This is a genomic window from Sphingomonas sp. NFR04 (assembly GCF_900114095.1).
Classification (GTDB): domain Bacteria; phylum Pseudomonadota; class Alphaproteobacteria; order Sphingomonadales; family Sphingomonadaceae; genus Sphingomonas.
The window spans coordinates 580,070-595,346 of sequence record NZ_FORV01000002.1 but is presented as its reverse complement, the minus strand read 5'-3'; the positions used below and the strand labels follow the sequence as shown (position 1 = coordinate 595,346).

The 15,277-nt window shown below is 65.6% G+C and carries 9 protein-coding genes and 3 tRNA genes; 5 read left to right on the top strand and 7 right to left on the bottom strand.

Features of this window, described 5'->3' with window-relative positions:
- Position 1: 1 nt before the first annotated feature.
- The 5 genes from BM009_RS09005 to gyrA all read right to left on the bottom strand — a co-directional run bounded on the left by BM009_RS09005 (position 2) and on the right by gyrA (position 8,458).
- Positions 2-1,096, bottom strand: coding sequence for an ATP-binding protein (locus tag BM009_RS09005; RefSeq protein ID WP_093295511.1), 1,095 nt, complete (start codon positions 1,094-1,096; stop codon positions 2-4).
- Positions 1,090-4,788 (bottom strand): DUF4132 domain-containing protein, encoded by a 3,699-nt coding sequence (locus tag BM009_RS09000; RefSeq protein ID WP_093295509.1) that lies wholly within the window; start codon positions 4,786-4,788, stop codon positions 1,090-1,092. The genes BM009_RS09005 and BM009_RS09000 overlap by 7 nt, the downstream gene beginning before the upstream one ends.
- Positions 4,789-5,204: 416 nt before the next feature.
- Positions 5,205-5,279: transfer RNA gene (locus BM009_RS08995), tRNA-Glu, on the bottom strand.
- Between the two features lie 68 nt (positions 5,280-5,347).
- Positions 5,348-5,701: a DUF952 domain-containing protein gene (locus BM009_RS08990; protein ID WP_093295507.1), complete on the bottom strand. Its 354-nt coding sequence runs from the start codon at positions 5,699-5,701 to the stop codon at positions 5,348-5,350.
- Positions 5,702-5,704: 3 nt separating this feature from the next.
- Positions 5,705-8,458 carry a DNA gyrase subunit A gene (gene gyrA / locus BM009_RS08985; RefSeq protein WP_093295505.1) on the bottom strand — a complete coding sequence of 918 codons (2,754 nt, stop codon included), beginning with the start codon at positions 8,456-8,458 and terminating at the stop codon, positions 5,705-5,707.
- Positions 8,459-8,715: 257 nt separating this feature from the next.
- On the opposite strand from gyrA, the gene BM009_RS08980 reads away from it, so the two are divergent.
- Complete coding sequence (locus BM009_RS08980) at positions 8,716-10,002, top strand: tetratricopeptide repeat protein (RefSeq protein ID WP_093295503.1); 1,287 nt, start codon at positions 8,716-8,718, stop codon at positions 10,000-10,002.
- Between the two features lie 88 nt (positions 10,003-10,090).
- On the opposite strand, the gene BM009_RS08975 is transcribed toward BM009_RS08980, so the two are convergent.
- Complete coding sequence (locus tag BM009_RS08975) at positions 10,091-10,564, bottom strand: Lrp/AsnC family transcriptional regulator (protein ID WP_093295502.1); 474 nt, start codon at positions 10,562-10,564, stop codon at positions 10,091-10,093.
- A 175-nt stretch (positions 10,565-10,739) separates the two neighbouring features.
- On the opposite strand from BM009_RS08975, the gene BM009_RS08970 reads away from it, so the two are divergent.
- The 4 genes from BM009_RS08970 to BM009_RS08955 all read left to right on the top strand — a co-directional run bounded on the left by BM009_RS08970 (position 10,740) and on the right by BM009_RS08955 (position 14,077).
- On the top strand, positions 10,740-12,329 hold the full coding sequence (locus BM009_RS08970; protein WP_093295500.1) for a histidine kinase dimerization/phospho-acceptor domain-containing protein: 1,590 nt from the start codon (positions 10,740-10,742) through the stop codon (positions 12,327-12,329).
- Between the two features lie 65 nt (positions 12,330-12,394).
- A tRNA-Ile gene (locus BM009_RS08965) sits at positions 12,395-12,470 on the top strand.
- Between the two features lie 71 nt (positions 12,471-12,541).
- Positions 12,542-12,618: transfer RNA gene (locus tag BM009_RS08960), tRNA-Pro, on the top strand.
- A gap of 880 nt (positions 12,619-13,498) precedes the next feature.
- Positions 13,499-14,077, top strand: coding sequence for a PEPxxWA-CTERM sorting domain-containing protein (locus BM009_RS08955; RefSeq protein WP_093295498.1), 579 nt, complete (start codon positions 13,499-13,501; stop codon positions 14,075-14,077).
- Between the two features lie 130 nt (positions 14,078-14,207).
- Here the strand turns inward: BM009_RS08955 and BM009_RS08950 are convergent, their stop codons facing one another.
- On the bottom strand, positions 14,208-15,134 hold the full coding sequence (locus tag BM009_RS08950; RefSeq protein ID WP_093295496.1) for a hypothetical protein: 927 nt from the start codon (positions 15,132-15,134) through the stop codon (positions 14,208-14,210).
- Positions 15,135-15,277 lie beyond the last annotated feature (143 nt).

The window sequence follows — 15,277 nt, the reverse complement described above, 5'->3', positions numbered from 1 at the left end:
CTCAGGTCAGACGCAGCGCGCGCGCCGCCTGATAAAAGTCCCGCCACGGGCCGCTCCGCGCCGATCGCTCCTTCACCACGTGATCGATATACGCCTTGAAGCGTTTGCCGTCCTCGGGCTCATCCTTGATGATCACGCCCTGGATCTGCCGTGCCAGATGCGCGCCGGTGAGTTTGCCGTTGTCGAGGAACGCCGCCTCGAGCGCCGCGGCGTGGAGCACATTCACTGCCTCTGCGGTCGACATCACCGCTTCGGGCCGGGTGAGGCTTGCGCCTTCCTTGGTGCGGCCGGTGCGCAGATCCTGGAAGGTCTGGACGAGGATGTCGGCGACGTCGGCGCCAACCTCGGCCTTCACGCCGCTCGAGCCGAGCCGCTGGGCCAATTGCTTGAGCACCAGTTCGAGCTCATGCGCCGGATCGGCGATCGGATGGACCGTCTCGAAATTAAGCCTCCGTTTCAGCGCGCTCGACATCTCGTGCACGCCGCGATCCCGCAAATTCGCGGTGCCGATAACGTTGAATCCGGGTACGCCGCGCACGGCATGCTCTGCACCCAGCTCGGGCACGGCGAGCGCCTTTTCGGACAGGATCGAGATCAGCGCGTCCTGCACCTCGGGCGGGCATCGGGTAATCTCTTCGAACCGCACGATCTTGCCCATGCGCATCGCCGTCAGCACGGGGGAGGGGACGAGTGCCTTTTCGCTCGGCCCCTCGGCCAGCAACAGCGCATAATTCCAGCCATAGCGCAGATGATCCTCGGTCGTGCCGGCCGAACCCTGTACGACGAGTGCGGAATCGTTGCTGATCGCTGCCGCCAGCAATTCCGACAGCATCGATTTCGCGGTGCCGGGTTCGCCAACCAGCATCAGCCCCTGATTGCTCATCAGGCTGACGATCGCGCGATCTACCAGAGGATCGTCGCCATAGAATTTGCGGACGACACCCAGCTTCGTGTCGCCAAGAATGAACCGCCGCACCGCGCGGGCGGACAGGGCCCAGCCTTGGGGGCGCGGCGCGTTGTCTTCTTCCGCCAGCTTCGCGAGTTCGTCCGCATAGCGTTCTTCCGCCGGCGCCCGCAGTGCGGTTTCGGTTACCATCCCGCCTTCTTCTCCCAAGCCGGATCGAAGCCGGTTCCAGCGGCGGCGATACGGTGCAATGATTTCCAGCTTTCGGCGAGAAGCACCGAAGGAACGTCCTTCAGCGGCACCCCATTGCCGTGCCATCCCCCCCGGCGGAGCTTCACGAACCGCAATTCCCGCAGCGCAGCGGGGATATTTTCCTCGGGCAAGGGACTGCCGGTAAACTCGATCAGCGCGATGATCTTTGCGGACTCATAGCGACGCTCATAGGTGGTGAAGACCCCGCCATCCTCCGCGGCGCTGCGCACGAAGCCAGCCTTGTTGGCGGCGCCGCGCAGCTTGAAGGTCTCGATCATCCAGCCCAGGCGATCGTCGATGGCGATGTCGTGGCCATCGCTCTCGGCGAGCATGGGCAGGTCCTCTTCGAACTGCGCGAACGGAGCGGTCACTTCATAGTCGGCGAGATGCGCGCGCCATGCCGCCGCCTCGCCCGCTGTGACCAGGCTCGCATGCGCCAACTGCACCTGCACCATGGAGCCCAATGCGATGTCGCCATCGTTCACGTCGCTGAGCGTGCCGTCATCGAGGGGGCGAAACTGCACGAATGGCTTCCCGTCGCCATCGATCCCGATCCAGACCGACCGACGCACCAAGCGCCCGACAATGGGGTGACGTAGCAGGTACTGCGCCCAATCGTCGACGGACCAGCGCCGTTCGAGGCACATTGCCTCGTAGAGCCGCTCGGTCTGCGCCTTGACGGCCTGTTTGAGCTCCTTTCGCGCGGTGGCGACCTGCTTCTTCGCCTCCAGGATCAGCGGCTTTTCATCGTCGTTTCGGGGGGCGGGCAACGCCTTCACCGGTTGTCCGGCCGCGTTGAGCAACACCAGCGCGTCCTGCGCGTCGAGCACCAGCTGATAGGCGCGGCCCTCGCCGCAATCCAGCTCGCATACGCCGCGCTCGTCCAGCCCGGCCGTCGGGATGGTACGATCGGCCAGTTCCTCCGGCGTCCAGCCCCGGCGTTCGGCGATCCGTTCGATCAGCGCAGCAGCGTGTTCTTGCACCGTACGGGCCTTGAAGCGGTTCGCGGTGGAAAGCACGACCTGGATCGCCGCTGGCGACGCATTTGCGGCCAGAACCTCGAGCAGCGCCTTGTCCTGCGAGATGCGTGCGCCATGATCCTTCAGGAAACTCCGCACCAACGCGGCCGCATCTGCGCCTTCGGCCTGTGTCGCCAGCGCCAGAATGCCCTTGCTGTCACTCGCGCTGCCGAAATACTCGCTCATCTTGGTGCGCTTCAACATCGCGAAAAGCTTGTCGCGGTCGGTCACATAATATTCGGCATAGCGAGGGTTTTGCCGCGCTGCCTGTTGGTTCTGGCTCAGAATCGCGTCAACATTCGCGGCCGCATGGGCGTTGGCATCCGCCTCCGTGGGTCGCCGGGTATCGTGCTCGATCCAGCTCTGCAGCACGAACAGGCTGAAACGGCGCGCATCCTCCTTCGCCAGGGGCTCCAGCCACAGGTCGAGCAGCGCATTGCTCCCGGGTTGTTTCAGCTTGTTCGCGAGTACCACCCACCACCGCACGACCCTTGGATCGACCGCGCTTCCGTCTTGCCAGCGCAGGCGCGGCAGCAGATCGAACGGAAACCATTCGAGGCCCTTGGCGGAAGCCTTTGCGAGCCCCGCCTCGGCATCTTTCAACAGCCCGTCAGGATCGAAGCAGTCGGAAACGTCGTCACCCAGTCTTTGCAGGGCAGTGATGATCGCAGCGCGCGCGATCTCGCTCTTCTCTTTTTTCAGCGTCTTACGCATTGCCGGTATACCAGATGTCGTGCCGCGTGCGGCCAGCCAATCGGCCGCACCCGCACGCGCCTCCTGCTTGCCGTCGCCGAGTAGATCGATGATCGCCGCATCGATGTCCGGCGCACCGCTCAGCAGGTTGCGTGCCTGCGACCGCAACGTCTTCTGCGATCCGGTGGCGATCGTCATCAGCGGGATCATGTAACGGTGCGGCACCTTTGGCAGCGTCTCGAGCAGATCGAGCGCATTGGCCGACTGCAATTCCCGCTGATGCTTCTGCGGCGCCAGGCCAAGCGCTTCGTCTATCGCATCGAAGGCGCCCGCAACCTGCGGCCACAAAATCTCCCGGTCGACGTTCGCGAGAGAGGCCTGCCAAGCGACTTGAAGATACTCAACTGCGGGCGGGTTGCCGCCCATCTCCACCCATAGATCGGCTGCGATCTGGAAATCCGCGCTCGTCTTGATCCGTCGTTGCAGTTCCTGCACGCCAATATGTCCGAAGCCACCCCCGAGGAGCGCGAGGAAGTTCCAATGTGTGTCATGGCGAATGATTGCAATCAGGTGCCGCAGGCTGAGCTCGGGGCTCGCAAAGAATGCGGCGACGCCACTCGCATCCCATTTCACATATTGGTTCGCCCATTGCAGGGCGCGCATTCCATGGTTCCAGTTTTGACGGCTCGTGGTCTTGGCACGCCCTTCCGCAACACCGCGGAACATCGCGAGGTCCGCTTCGGAAATTAGTTGGTGCGTCCTGCTCCAGTGATTTTTTTCGCTTCTGTGCGCTTCCCGCAAGGCACGAAGGTTTGCGTTATAGCTGTCGATGGACGGACGAAACAGATCATAGACGGCATCGGGCAGGCGCTTCGGTTCGGGTAGCGGTTGTCGCGCCGGTACAGCGACGGTCGATCCGTCAAGCGCGACATAGCCATGTTCCCATGGCCCGATCGCCGCTTTCGGACCTTCGCCAAGCGCCACATTGCCCAATGCGCGGGTGAGTGCGTCCTTCGGGCGCTTCTCCTTTTCCCCAGCATCCCAGCGCTCGAGCAGCGTGGCGGATCCGGTCCCTAACGCCCCGACGGCCAAGGTTACGAGTTCGGCGCGGATTCCCGGGTTCGATTTCGAATATCGTTCGTTGAGCGCGTCGATCAGTGCCTCACGCGGTGCAGCCGTCAGCGCTTTCATCGCGGCTGCGCGCACCGTTTTGGCGATGGACGTTCCGTATTCCACCAGGAGCTTGAGATAGCGCTCCGCCACATCGAAACGGCCGATCGCGTTCGCCAGTTCGACACGGCCCGGAGCATCGAGGTTCGATTGAAGTTCGGTTACCAATGCGACGTGCGAGCCCAGCCAGTCGGCGACGCCGCCGAACATCTCGGTGCTGTGATAGGTCCCGTAGGGTACGCCCGGGCCCGGGTGGAAAAGCACATCCAGCACCGCGGCGATATCAGCACCCCCCGCTACCGCCAGGGAAGCAAGGCGGTCTACCGAGCACAGCGCCTTGGTGCGATTGTTGCCAGCATCTCTCGACACCGCGTGACGGAACCAGTCGGGCGCATTCTTCGTGCCGAACGTTCCCCAATGACCACTTTGCGGCAACGGATCGAGAGCGGCCATCACTTGACCAAAGCGCACCAGGACGTCGAGATCGGCACCGCCGTCAGCAAGCATGTGCACTACCGGGGAGGGACCGGCGCCATATCTGCCCGGCCTGCTTTTCCATTCCGACATGATTGCCGGCGTTCCGAGCGTGGACAGGACCGAGCTGCCATCGCCGGTGCCGACGAATGCCACGGTCTTCCGCATCAGCCCCGGACTGGCCTGATCAAGCGCCGCGAAGTGCTTCTCCAGCCGCATATCGCTGAACCAGGCCAGCGGTCCCGCGCCAAAGATCACACTCAACAAGCGCCGCATCCACGATCCTCCCTGGTTGCGACTGTAATCGACAGCAGGAACCGAGAGCCAGCGCTATTCCGCACCGAGGCGACGGGCAACGCGACCTCGCGCCGTTACCTTGCGGGCCGCATCACACGCGGCCCCTGCGTCGTCCGGGAGTAGCTCATCCGCCAGTAGCGACCGCCGGGGGCGTCACGAGCAGGTAGCCGCCCCGTCTATCGCTTGGCTTGCAAGCCGTGGCGCGAATCTACGCGGCGCTTATCGCAACGGTCGACAGCGCGATGATGGCATCTCCCGTCGAAGCGACCGGCGCGATATCATCAAAGCCGTGGCATGAGATGGCGCACTGCATGTCTGAATGGGGAGGCCATGCCACCAAAAACACAGAAAGCAGCCATTTAGGACGCATTCTGCTATGCCCTGGGAGAGCTGCTTGGTGACCCCTACGAGAATCGAACTCGTGTTTTCGCCGTGAGAGGGCGACGTCCTAACCGCTAGACGAAGGGGCCAGTGCTTGGCAGAGGCGGCCAATTACGTTCCGGGGCCGGCGCCGTCAAGCGCTGTTTTCAGACTTTCTTCAGCCCGCCACCGGCAGGCGCAGGCTGCCGTCCGGCTCGTGCGCGACTTCGCTGTACGCCGTCACCGCATCGAGCGGCAGCGGGCCGTAGATGTGGGGGAAGAGCTGGCCGCCGCGCGAGGGTTCCCAGCGCACCGTGTCGCCCAGTGCGGCGAGATCCACCGCGGCGAGCCACATGCCCGTCTGGCCGGCGAAATGCTTCTCCAGCGTCTCCTGCGCCTGCTCGGCGGTGGAGAGGTGGATATAGCCGTCCGCCAGGTCGATCGGCGCGCCCAGGAAGACACGTTCGTGCTCGAGCGTGTCCATCTGCTCCTGGGTGAGGATCTTGTAGGCGGTGAGGGGCATGTCGGCCATGGCTCAGGCCTCGCCGCCGTCGGCGAGGTCTTCGCCCGGCACGGCGTCCGGGGTTGCTTCGCCTGCCACGGCGCCATCCGCCAGATTCACCTCGGCCTCCTCCTCGGTTTCCTCGATGCGTGCCGCCGAGACGACATGCTCGTTCGCTGCGACGTTGAACAGCCGCACGCCCGCCGAGTTCCGGCCGATCACGCGCAGGTCGCCCAGCGACATGCGGATCATCTTGGCCTGGTCGGTGACGAGCATCAGCTGGTGCCCCTTGGTCGCCGGGAAGCTCGCCACCACCGGCCCGTTGCGGGCGATGTTGTCGATATTGGTGATGCCCTGGCCGCCGCGGCCGGTGCGGCGATATTCATAGGCCGAGCTGAGCTTGCCATAGCCGTTCGCACAGACGGTGAGGATGAACTGCTCCTTGGCCTTGAGCTCCTCGAAACGCGCATCCTCCATGCGGCGCGGCGCGCGATCGGCATCCTCGCCCTTCCAGGGGGCGTGGCGGAGATAATCCTCGCGCTCGTCCTGGTCCTTGATACCCGCCTTGTGCAGGATCGACAGCGACATCACCTGGTCGCCCTCGCCGAGCCGCATGCCGCGCACGCCAGTGGAGGCGCGGCTCTGGAAGGCACGCACGTCCTCGCCCGGGAAGCGTATGGCCTTGCCGGCGCGCGTCGCCAGCAGCACGTCATCGCCTTCGTTGAGCAGGGCGACGCCGATCAGGCGATCGTCCTCGTCCTCGCCTTCGAACTTCATCGCGATCTTGCCGTTCGAGGGCACGTTGGTGAACAGGTCCATGCTGTTCCGCCGGACGTTGCCCTTGGCGGTGGCGAACATCACGTGGAGGTTCGCCCATTCGTCCTCGTCCTCCGGCAGCGGGAGCACGGTGGAAATGGTCTCGCCATTGGCGAGCGGCAGCAGGTTGATCATCGGCCGGCCGCGGGTGGCGGGGCCGCCCTCGGGCAGGCGCCACACCTTCATGCGGTAGACGCGGCCGAGCGTGGAGAAGAACAGCACCGGGGTGTGCGTCGAGGTGACGAACAGCTCGGTGATCGCGTCCTCGTCCTTGGTCGCCATGCCGGCGCGGCCCTTGCCGCCGCGCGCCTGGGCGCGGAAGGCATCGAGCGGGGTGCGCTTGATATAGCCCTGGACCGTGACGGTCACGACCATGTCCTCGCGCTCGATCAGGTCCTCGTCGTCGATGCCGTCGGCGGCAGCGGCGATCTCGGTCTTGCGCGGGGTGGCGTAGGTGTCGCGGATCAGCACCAGCTCGCCGCGCAGCACTTCGTAGAGCTTGGCGCGGTTGCCGAGGATCTCGAGCAGCTCGGCAATCGAATCGGCGAGCTCCTTGAGCTCGTCGCCGATCTCGTCGCGGCCGAGCGCCGTCAGGCGGTGCAGGCGCAGATCGAGAATCGCGCGGACCTGGGTGTCGGACAGGCGATAGCTGTCGCCGGTCACCTCGGTATCCACCGCTTCGACGAGGCGGATATAGGGCGCGATCTCGGCGATCGGCCATTCGCGGGCGAGCAAGGCTTCGCGGGCTGCGGCCGGGCTCGACGAGCCGCGGATGATCTTCACCATCTCGTCCAGATTGGTGACTGCGATCACCAGGCCGAGCAAGATGTGCGCACGGTCGCGCGCCTTGGCCAGCTCGAACTTCGAGCGGCGGGTGATGACCTCCTCGCGGAACTTGACGAAGGCCTCGATGATGTCGCGCAGGTTGAGCAGTTCCGGGCGGCCGCCGCGGATCGCCAGCATGTTGGCCGGGAAGCTCGATTGCGCCGGGGTGTTCCGCCAGATCTGGTTGAGCACCACCTCGGGCGTCGCGTCGCGGCGCAGGTCGATGACGATGCGCACGCCCTCGCGCGAGCTTTCGTCGCGAATGTCGCTGACGCCTTCGATCCGCTTTTCCTTGGCGGCCTCGGCGATCTTCTCGACCAGCGCGTTCTTGCCCTGCTGGTAGGGGATCTCGGTCAGCACGATCGAGCGGCGCTCGCCGCGCTGCTCGAACTCGTGGCGCGAGCGCACCAGGATCGAGCCGCGGCCGGTCTGATAGGCCGATCGGCAGCCCGCGCGGCCGAGAATCACCGCGCCGGTCGGGAAGTCCGGACCCGGCACCAGCTCCATCAGCTCTTCGAGCGTGACCGCGCCGTTGTCGATGTATGCCAGGCAGGCGTTGATCACTTCGCCCAGATTGTGCGGCGGAATGTTGGTCGCCATGCCGACCGCGATGCCGCCCGCGCCGTTGACCAGCAAATTGGGGAAGCGGGCAGGGAGGACCGACGGCTCGCTTTCGGAACCGTCATAATTGTCCTGGAAGTCGACCGTGTCCTTGTCGATATCGTCCAGCAGCGCCGTCGCCACGCGGGCGAGGCGCGCTTCGGTGTAGCGCATCGCGGCGGGCGGATCCGGGTCCATCGAGCCGAAATTGCCCTGGCCGTCGATCAGCGGCACGCGCATCGCCCAGTCCTGCGCCATGCGGGCCATCGCGTCGTAGATCGAGCTGTCGCCGTGCGGATGGTATTTACCCATCACGTCACCGACGAGGCGCGCGGACTTGCGGTACGGCCGGCCGGCAACATAGCCGCCTTCCTGGGCGGCATAGAGAATGCGGCGATGGACGGGCTTCAGGCCGTCACGAACGTCGGGCAGGGCGCGCGCCACGATCACGCTCATCGCGTAATCGAGGTACGAGGTCTTCATCTCGTCGACGATCGAGATCGGGGTAATGTCGGAAGGGTCGGCGAGCATGGTCTCGTCGGTCAATGCAACAGACTTTCGGGTTTTTGTTACGCTGCGATGGCTCTAGCCGCCCGCATGCCTCCTGCCAACCCCGCGCCCGCGCGTACGTGCGCGCGTGGGGAGCATGGGAGCCAAGTCAGGGACCAAACGTTTCCGCACCGCAATGGCGCTTATTCAATCGTGGTTCAGCGTGCTTCTAGCACGGCAAGCGCGCTTGAATGGTGTACAGGGCGCCTTTAGAGGATGACGTGACGCCGCCTGGCTGACGAGGAGAGTTTCACATGAAGGTTGTTTCGAAGCTAGCGCTGACTGCCATGCTTGCGCTGGGTTCCACCGCGCTGGTGTCGACGCCGGCGCTGGCCCAGAAGGACAAGAAGGGCGCCGCCGCGAAGGAAGATCCCAACGCGCTGAAGGTGGGCGATGCCTTCCGCAAGGCCGCGCAGCCGGCGATGGACGCCGTGCAGGCGAAGAACTGGGCCGCTGCCGGTCCTGCGCTCGACGCGCTCGATCAGGTCGCCCAGAACGACGACGAGAAATATTATGCCGCCTATCTGCGCACCCGCGCGCAGATCGGCCAGAACGACATGGCTGGTCTCACCAAGACGCTGCCGATCCTGATCGCCAGCCCGCGCACGCCGCCGAACGAGCTGCCGATCTACAAGCGCCAATATTACACGATCGTCGGCAACCAGGCGCTGAACGAGAAGAAGTATCCGGAAGCGATCGACAACCTGACCAAGGCGCGCGACGCCGGCAACAACGACTTCGACATCTCGATCGCGCTCGCCAATGCCTATGCGGCAACCGGCAAGCCGAACGAGTCCGTCGCTGAAGTCGATCGCGCGATCCAGACGGTGAAGGCCTCGGGCCAGAAGCCGCCGGTCGCCTGGTACCAGTTCGCCATCCCGCGCGTCTACGCCACCGGCAACCGCGCCGCCACGGCGGAGTGGATGAAGAAGATGATCGCCGACTATCCGACCAAGCAGAACTGGCGCTGGGGCGTGCTGGTGATGCGCGGTAGCGCGGACTCGGCCGGCGGCCGCCTCACTGCGACGCAGCGGATCGATCTCTATCGCCTGCTGCGCACCACCAAGGTGCTCGCCGACCAGAACGACTATCTCGACTATGCCGAATCGGTGAACGCTGCCGGTCTTCCCTGGGAAGCGGTTGCGGTGATCGATGAGGGGCGTGCTGCGGGCAAGCTCCCGGCCGGCAACGCTGACATCGGCCGCGTCTATGCCTCGGCGCAGACCAAGTCGAAGTCGGAAGGCTCGCTCACCCCGCTGATCAAGCAGTCGCAGGCGGCTGCGAACGGCAAGATGGCAGCGCAGACCGGCGACGCGTTCCTCGCCTCGGGCGACTATGCCAAGGCCGTCGAGCTGTACGATATCGCGCTGCAGAAGGGCGGCGCTGCGACCGACGACGTCAACCTGCACCGCGGCATCGCGCTGTACAATCTCGGCCGCAAGGACGAGGCGCGCACCGGCTTCGGCCAGGTGAAGGCGGCTCCGGCGGTCGATCTCGCTGCACTGTGGATGGTGGCGCTGGACCTGCCGGCGCTTTCCTGATCGCGGCGGGCGGAAGCTCGAAAGAAAGGGGCGGTCCTGCGGGACCGCCCCTTTTTTCTTGCCGCTTTCACGTCGCTGGATCGGGCGGTCAGCCCTTGAATTCCGGCACCGGCACGCCGGGCAGCGCCTTGGCGGTACGGATGGTGAGCGACGTCTTGACGTGCTCGACATTGGGGGCGGTGGTCAGCCGCGTCGTAAGGATGGTCTGAAAGCTCTGCAGGTCGGGCGCGACGATCTTCAGGATGAAGTCGATCTCGCCGTTGAGCATGTGACATTCGCGCACTTCGGGGATTTCGGCGACCAGTTGCTCGAACGCGCGAAGATCGCTTTCGGCTTGACTTTTCAGGCTCACCATCGCGAAGACGGTGAGGTTATAGCCGAGCGCGCTCGGATCGAGCGCTGCATGGTATCCCTTGATCGCACCTTCCTGTTCCAGCGCGCGGACGCGGCGCAGGCAGGGCGGGGCGGTGAGCCCGACCCTTTCGGCAAGCTCGACATTGGTCATGCGGCCATTTTCCTGGAGTAATCCGAGGATCCGGACGTCGATCTCGTCGAATCGCATTTTTTTCTGGGGCTCCTGCGTGGGTTCGTTTCTTATCGCTGCTTCCTAGCATAATAAAATTACGCTTCAACGCAATTGTCCCACATTGCGACGTGCCGAAATGGACTGTTTCCACCATGGGTTGCATGGCGGTATGAACACATCGTGAGTGATAGGACCTTGGGGGACGACGGCGTTGCCGCTGCGCTTTGACGATACGCTGGAAACGGTGCTGGCCGGGGACCTGCGCTCGGCCAGTGGCGCGCCGCTGGCATGGCGGCAGCTGGTCGACCTGCTGGGCCGCTGCCGCGTGCCCGCCGAGCCGCGGGCCCTCGAAGCCCTTGATTCGATCCGCCATGCGGTGCCGTTGACCGTCCGCGCCGCAAGCGCGCGCGCGCTGGAAGGTGCGCAGCCGCCTGCCGATCTGGTGCGGCTGCTTGCCACCGACGAACTCAGCGTGGCCCTGCCGATCCTGCGCGAGGCGCACTTGCCCGAGCAGGAGTGGATCGCGCTGCTGCCCACGCTTGCGCCCGGTGCGCGGCACGTCCTGCGCAACCGCCGCGACCTGCCGCCGGCAGTGACGCGCGCGCTGGAAAGCTTCGGCCCGGTCGATTTCGTTTTGGCGGATCATCGCAGCGACGCGCGGCAGGTGCCGGAAGAGCCCGAGCCCGAGCCCGAGGGCCTGTTCGCCGTCGCGGACCTGGTCGCGCGGATCGAGGCCTATCATCGCGATCGCGATGCCGCCAAGGCGGCGGTTTCCGGCGGCGAGCGCGCCCGCAACTTCCGGTTCGAAACCGATGCGGCGGGTGTCGTGCGCTGGGTGGAAGGCGTCAGCCGGCCGCCGGTGATCGGCCTCTCGCTGGACCTGCAAGGGCTGGCGCGCGGCAGTCGGCTCGACGGCGTCGCGGCGGGCGCGTTCCGGCGGCGGGCCGGCTTCACCAACGCCCGGCTGACGATCGAGGGCGAATCGGATGCGGCCGGCGACTGGCTGCTCTCGGCGTTGCCGGCCTTCGAGCCGATCACCGGCCGCTTCACCGGCTATCGCGGCACCGCGAGGCGCCCGCGCGCCGACGAGCGTGCCGAGCCCGCGCGCGCGCCGCTCGAAGCCGATGCGCTCCGCCAGATCGTTCACGAGCTGCGCACGCCGACCAATGCGATCGCCGGCTTTGCCGAGATGATCGAGACCCAGATGCTGGGCCCGGTGCCCGAGCCCTATCGCGATCGCGCGGCGGTGATCCGCGCCCAGGCGCGCGAGCTGCTCGGCGCGATCGACGATCTCGATCTCGCCGCGCGGATCGAGAGCGCGGCGCTGTCGCTGGGCGAGGGGCGGGTGGCGCTGCGCCCGCTGCTTGCCGCGATCGTCGCCGATCTCGGCGAATTGCTGGCGCTGCGCGGCTCGGCGATCCTGTTGCCCGAGGAGGACATGGTCGTCTCGGGCGACCGCCGTGCCGTCGAGCGGCTGCTCGCCCGGCTGCTGGCGACGCTGGTTTCCGCCACCGCGCGCGACGAGCGGCTGCAGCTCCGCTTCGCGCAGGATGGCGAGCAGCATGTCGCGATCATCATCGCGCGGCCGCGCGCGTTGGGACATTATCCCGGCGAGGCGGTGCTCGGCATCGACGACGAGCAGGACGAGGACGGCACGCTGCTCGGCACCGGCTTCGCGCTGCGGCTGGCACGCAACCTTGCGCGCGAGCTGGGCGGCGGCCTGGTGATCGCCCCCGATATGCTCACCCTGCGCCTCCCGGCAGCGATGCCGGGCACCCGCGAGCAGGCGCACCAGAACTGAGCAATGCCTGCACAGCTTGGGCTTGCGGCCCGGGCGGGGGCTCCGCTAGGGCAGGCGGGCGCTGGGGGCCTGTAGCTCAATGGTTAGAGCTGGCCGCTCATAACGGCTAGGTTGCGGGTTCGAGTCCTGCCGGGCCCACCAGCGTATCGCTTGGGCCGGCGCTTGCGGGGCCTTGTGTCTGCGGTGCGGACACTCTAAGCGCGGCGGTTCGTCGGGGAGTAGCGCAGTCTGGTAGCGCATCTGGTTTGGGACCAGAGGGTCGCAGGTTCGAATCCTGTCTCCCCGACCATCGACAACGTTCGGCGTTCCAGCCGCCTCCGCGCGGTGCCGTTGTACCGCCCGTAGAACATGATAGCGTCCTGCGATTTCATGCCCTGATGCATTCCGCAGCGGCCAATCAGCAGCCGGCGTGCCGTTTCTAGCGCTACCATGAATCCCACCTGTCGAGATCATCAAGCGCACGCATGCGGTGTCACTTCCGTAATGCGCAGCGCATCGTTCTAAACGGCATCGATGGTCACCGTATGTTGCAGCGCAATAATAAGGGTCGTTGTTACAGGAAGTCACCTCAGCTCGCGGCCGCTATCTTGGATTGGTATGCTACCATCCGACATTCACCAGACCCCCCATCCGAATTTCCACGGGACTTCGCTGCGCTGCAAGAAGTCCGCAGAAATTGGAAGGTAGCGAGCGTATCTGTAACGAATCTATACTTTCCATGCACGGCGTCCCCAGTTGCGTCCGCCGGCATCATGAACTCCCTCTGCGTCGTTTTCCCGGGAACCAAATGGTTAAGAAGTGGTTAATCCCCCCGGTTGCATAGACCGCGCCTCAGATGCTCGCTTTTTTCGTAGTTCTACTTCGCCTTCGCGAAGTGGAGCCTGATTTTATCGGCGATTAGTGAGGCTGTAGGCAAAGCACATCTGACTATAAAATACCTTCAGGATACTGAAGGTATAGTATGCGCGATTGTTGCAGCGGTCGAACCTCCTGAAATTTCAACGCGCAATGGGTTTTCTGCCCCGCATTTCGTGCTTACATTGTGAGCTTGCGGCGTTTTTTCTTCAACTCTTTTCGCTGCAGTGCACATTATCATTGACGAAACGCGCTTTTCCGTGGAGTAGGGCGCTGCCGGCAATCCGTCGGCGTGTTCACCATTAGGGGGTTTTATGCGCACTCGTGTTCTCACCCTGCTGGCTGCTGCGACCGTTGCGGTTGCAGCCCCGGCCACCGCTTCGGCGGCGACCATCATCGGCGGTTTCTCGGCTGGTCTGGTCAACGTTAAGAGCAGCACCGCAGCAATCGGTGCCGATACCACGTTCAGCAACGGCGGCAGCGCCGTGCTGGGTTCGAGCGGCGACCTGTCGTCGGTCGGCGTGTTCACGTCCTTCTTCACCTCGTCGGTCACTGCGACCACGGGTGCTGACGTGACGTTCTCCGGCGTGTTCGGCTCGTTCGCCGGTCAGGTCGCGAAGGTCACCACTGGCCTGAACTTCGTCACCATCTACACGCTCGGTGACTTCGCCCCGACCGCCGCGTCGGGCTATGACAAGGGCAAGGCCTCGGTGGCCTTCACCTTCAACCAGGCCGGTGGCGCTGGTTCGGACATCTCGGGCAGCTTCAGCTTCGCCTCGCCGCCGAGCCCGATCCCCGAGCCCGCTACCTGGGGCATGATGATCGCGGGTGCCGGCATGGCCGGTGCTGCAGTGCGTCGTCGTCGCGCCAGCGCGAAGGTCGCTGCGGCCTAATCGGCTTTCGCACCTGCGTACGAATAGGGCGGTGCCGGAAACGGCGCCGCCCTTTTTGCATGCGCGCTCAGGGGAGCGTGTCGATCCTTTGGAAATCCGCGCGACGAGGGCGGCCGGCTGGCACGGCGGATCAGCGCGGACCCTGCAGATAGCCCGTGATCTGCGCATTGAAGCGCCGCGCCGCGGCAGCGGCGGGCTCAATGCTTCGGGCGAGGGCGGAAAGCGCATGGTGCGCGGCGGCGCCGTGGCGCTTGCTGGCAAACAGGGCGAGGCCGTTTTCCGCCACCACCGGGTCATAGCCGGTCGCACCGGCCACGCAGACCAGGTAGCGGACGATATTGTCGAGCGCCGCGGGATCGAGCGCGAGCTGTTCGACGCTGGCCTCTCCCGCCAGGGACTTGGGGTATCGCGCGTAGAAAGCGTCCGCCAGGGCGCCGCCGACCTTGCCGCTCGCCTCGATTGCGTCGCAACCGGGCAGCGGCAGGCCCGCTGCGGGGGCAGGGGCCGCCCTTGCCGATGCCCTTGCGGGGGGTAGCGTCAGGAGGGGCAGCAGCGCATCGTAGCGCTCGCTGCAGCGCTGCACGGGATGCTCCCGGCAGCTGAGTGCGCGGCTCCGGGCCCAGATGTCGGTCGGTTTTGCCGCATCCGAAGATGCGACCGCCGCCTGTGCTGCTCCGGAGAGAAGCGCTGCGCGTTGCTGCGCCGCATGCACGGCAGCCTCGGCGAAGGTCGCCCGCGCCGCCGCGCCGTCGGCGGCGGTGGCGGCATCGCCCAGTTGTTGGAGAGCGGCGCGGAAGGCAGCGGCGGCTTCGGCGCTGTCGACCCCGCGCCCGGCTGCCGCGATCGCCGTGTCGGCGCAGGCGGTGAGCGCCGTCGCATCGCCGCTGGCGCGTGCCTTGCAGGCGGCATAGGCGTCCTCCTCGTCCCGGGAGCCCGGCGCTGCAGAGGGCGCGGTGACCGCCGCGCGACGGGCGTCGTCTGCGGGCACTTCCGGCGTGGTGCCCCCGCACGCGGCCAGCGCGAGGGCCAGGAGGCTGGCCTGTCTCGAGAAACGCATGCCGATGTTCTACCCGCCGCCCTCTCGGCGGTAAAGCAAGCGGACCGGCGGCACATCGACGTCTGGCAGGTTGCCATGAAAGGATCACGTCGATGTTGCGATCTATATGTTCGGAGAGCCGGCGCCGTTGCCGCCCCCGGCGG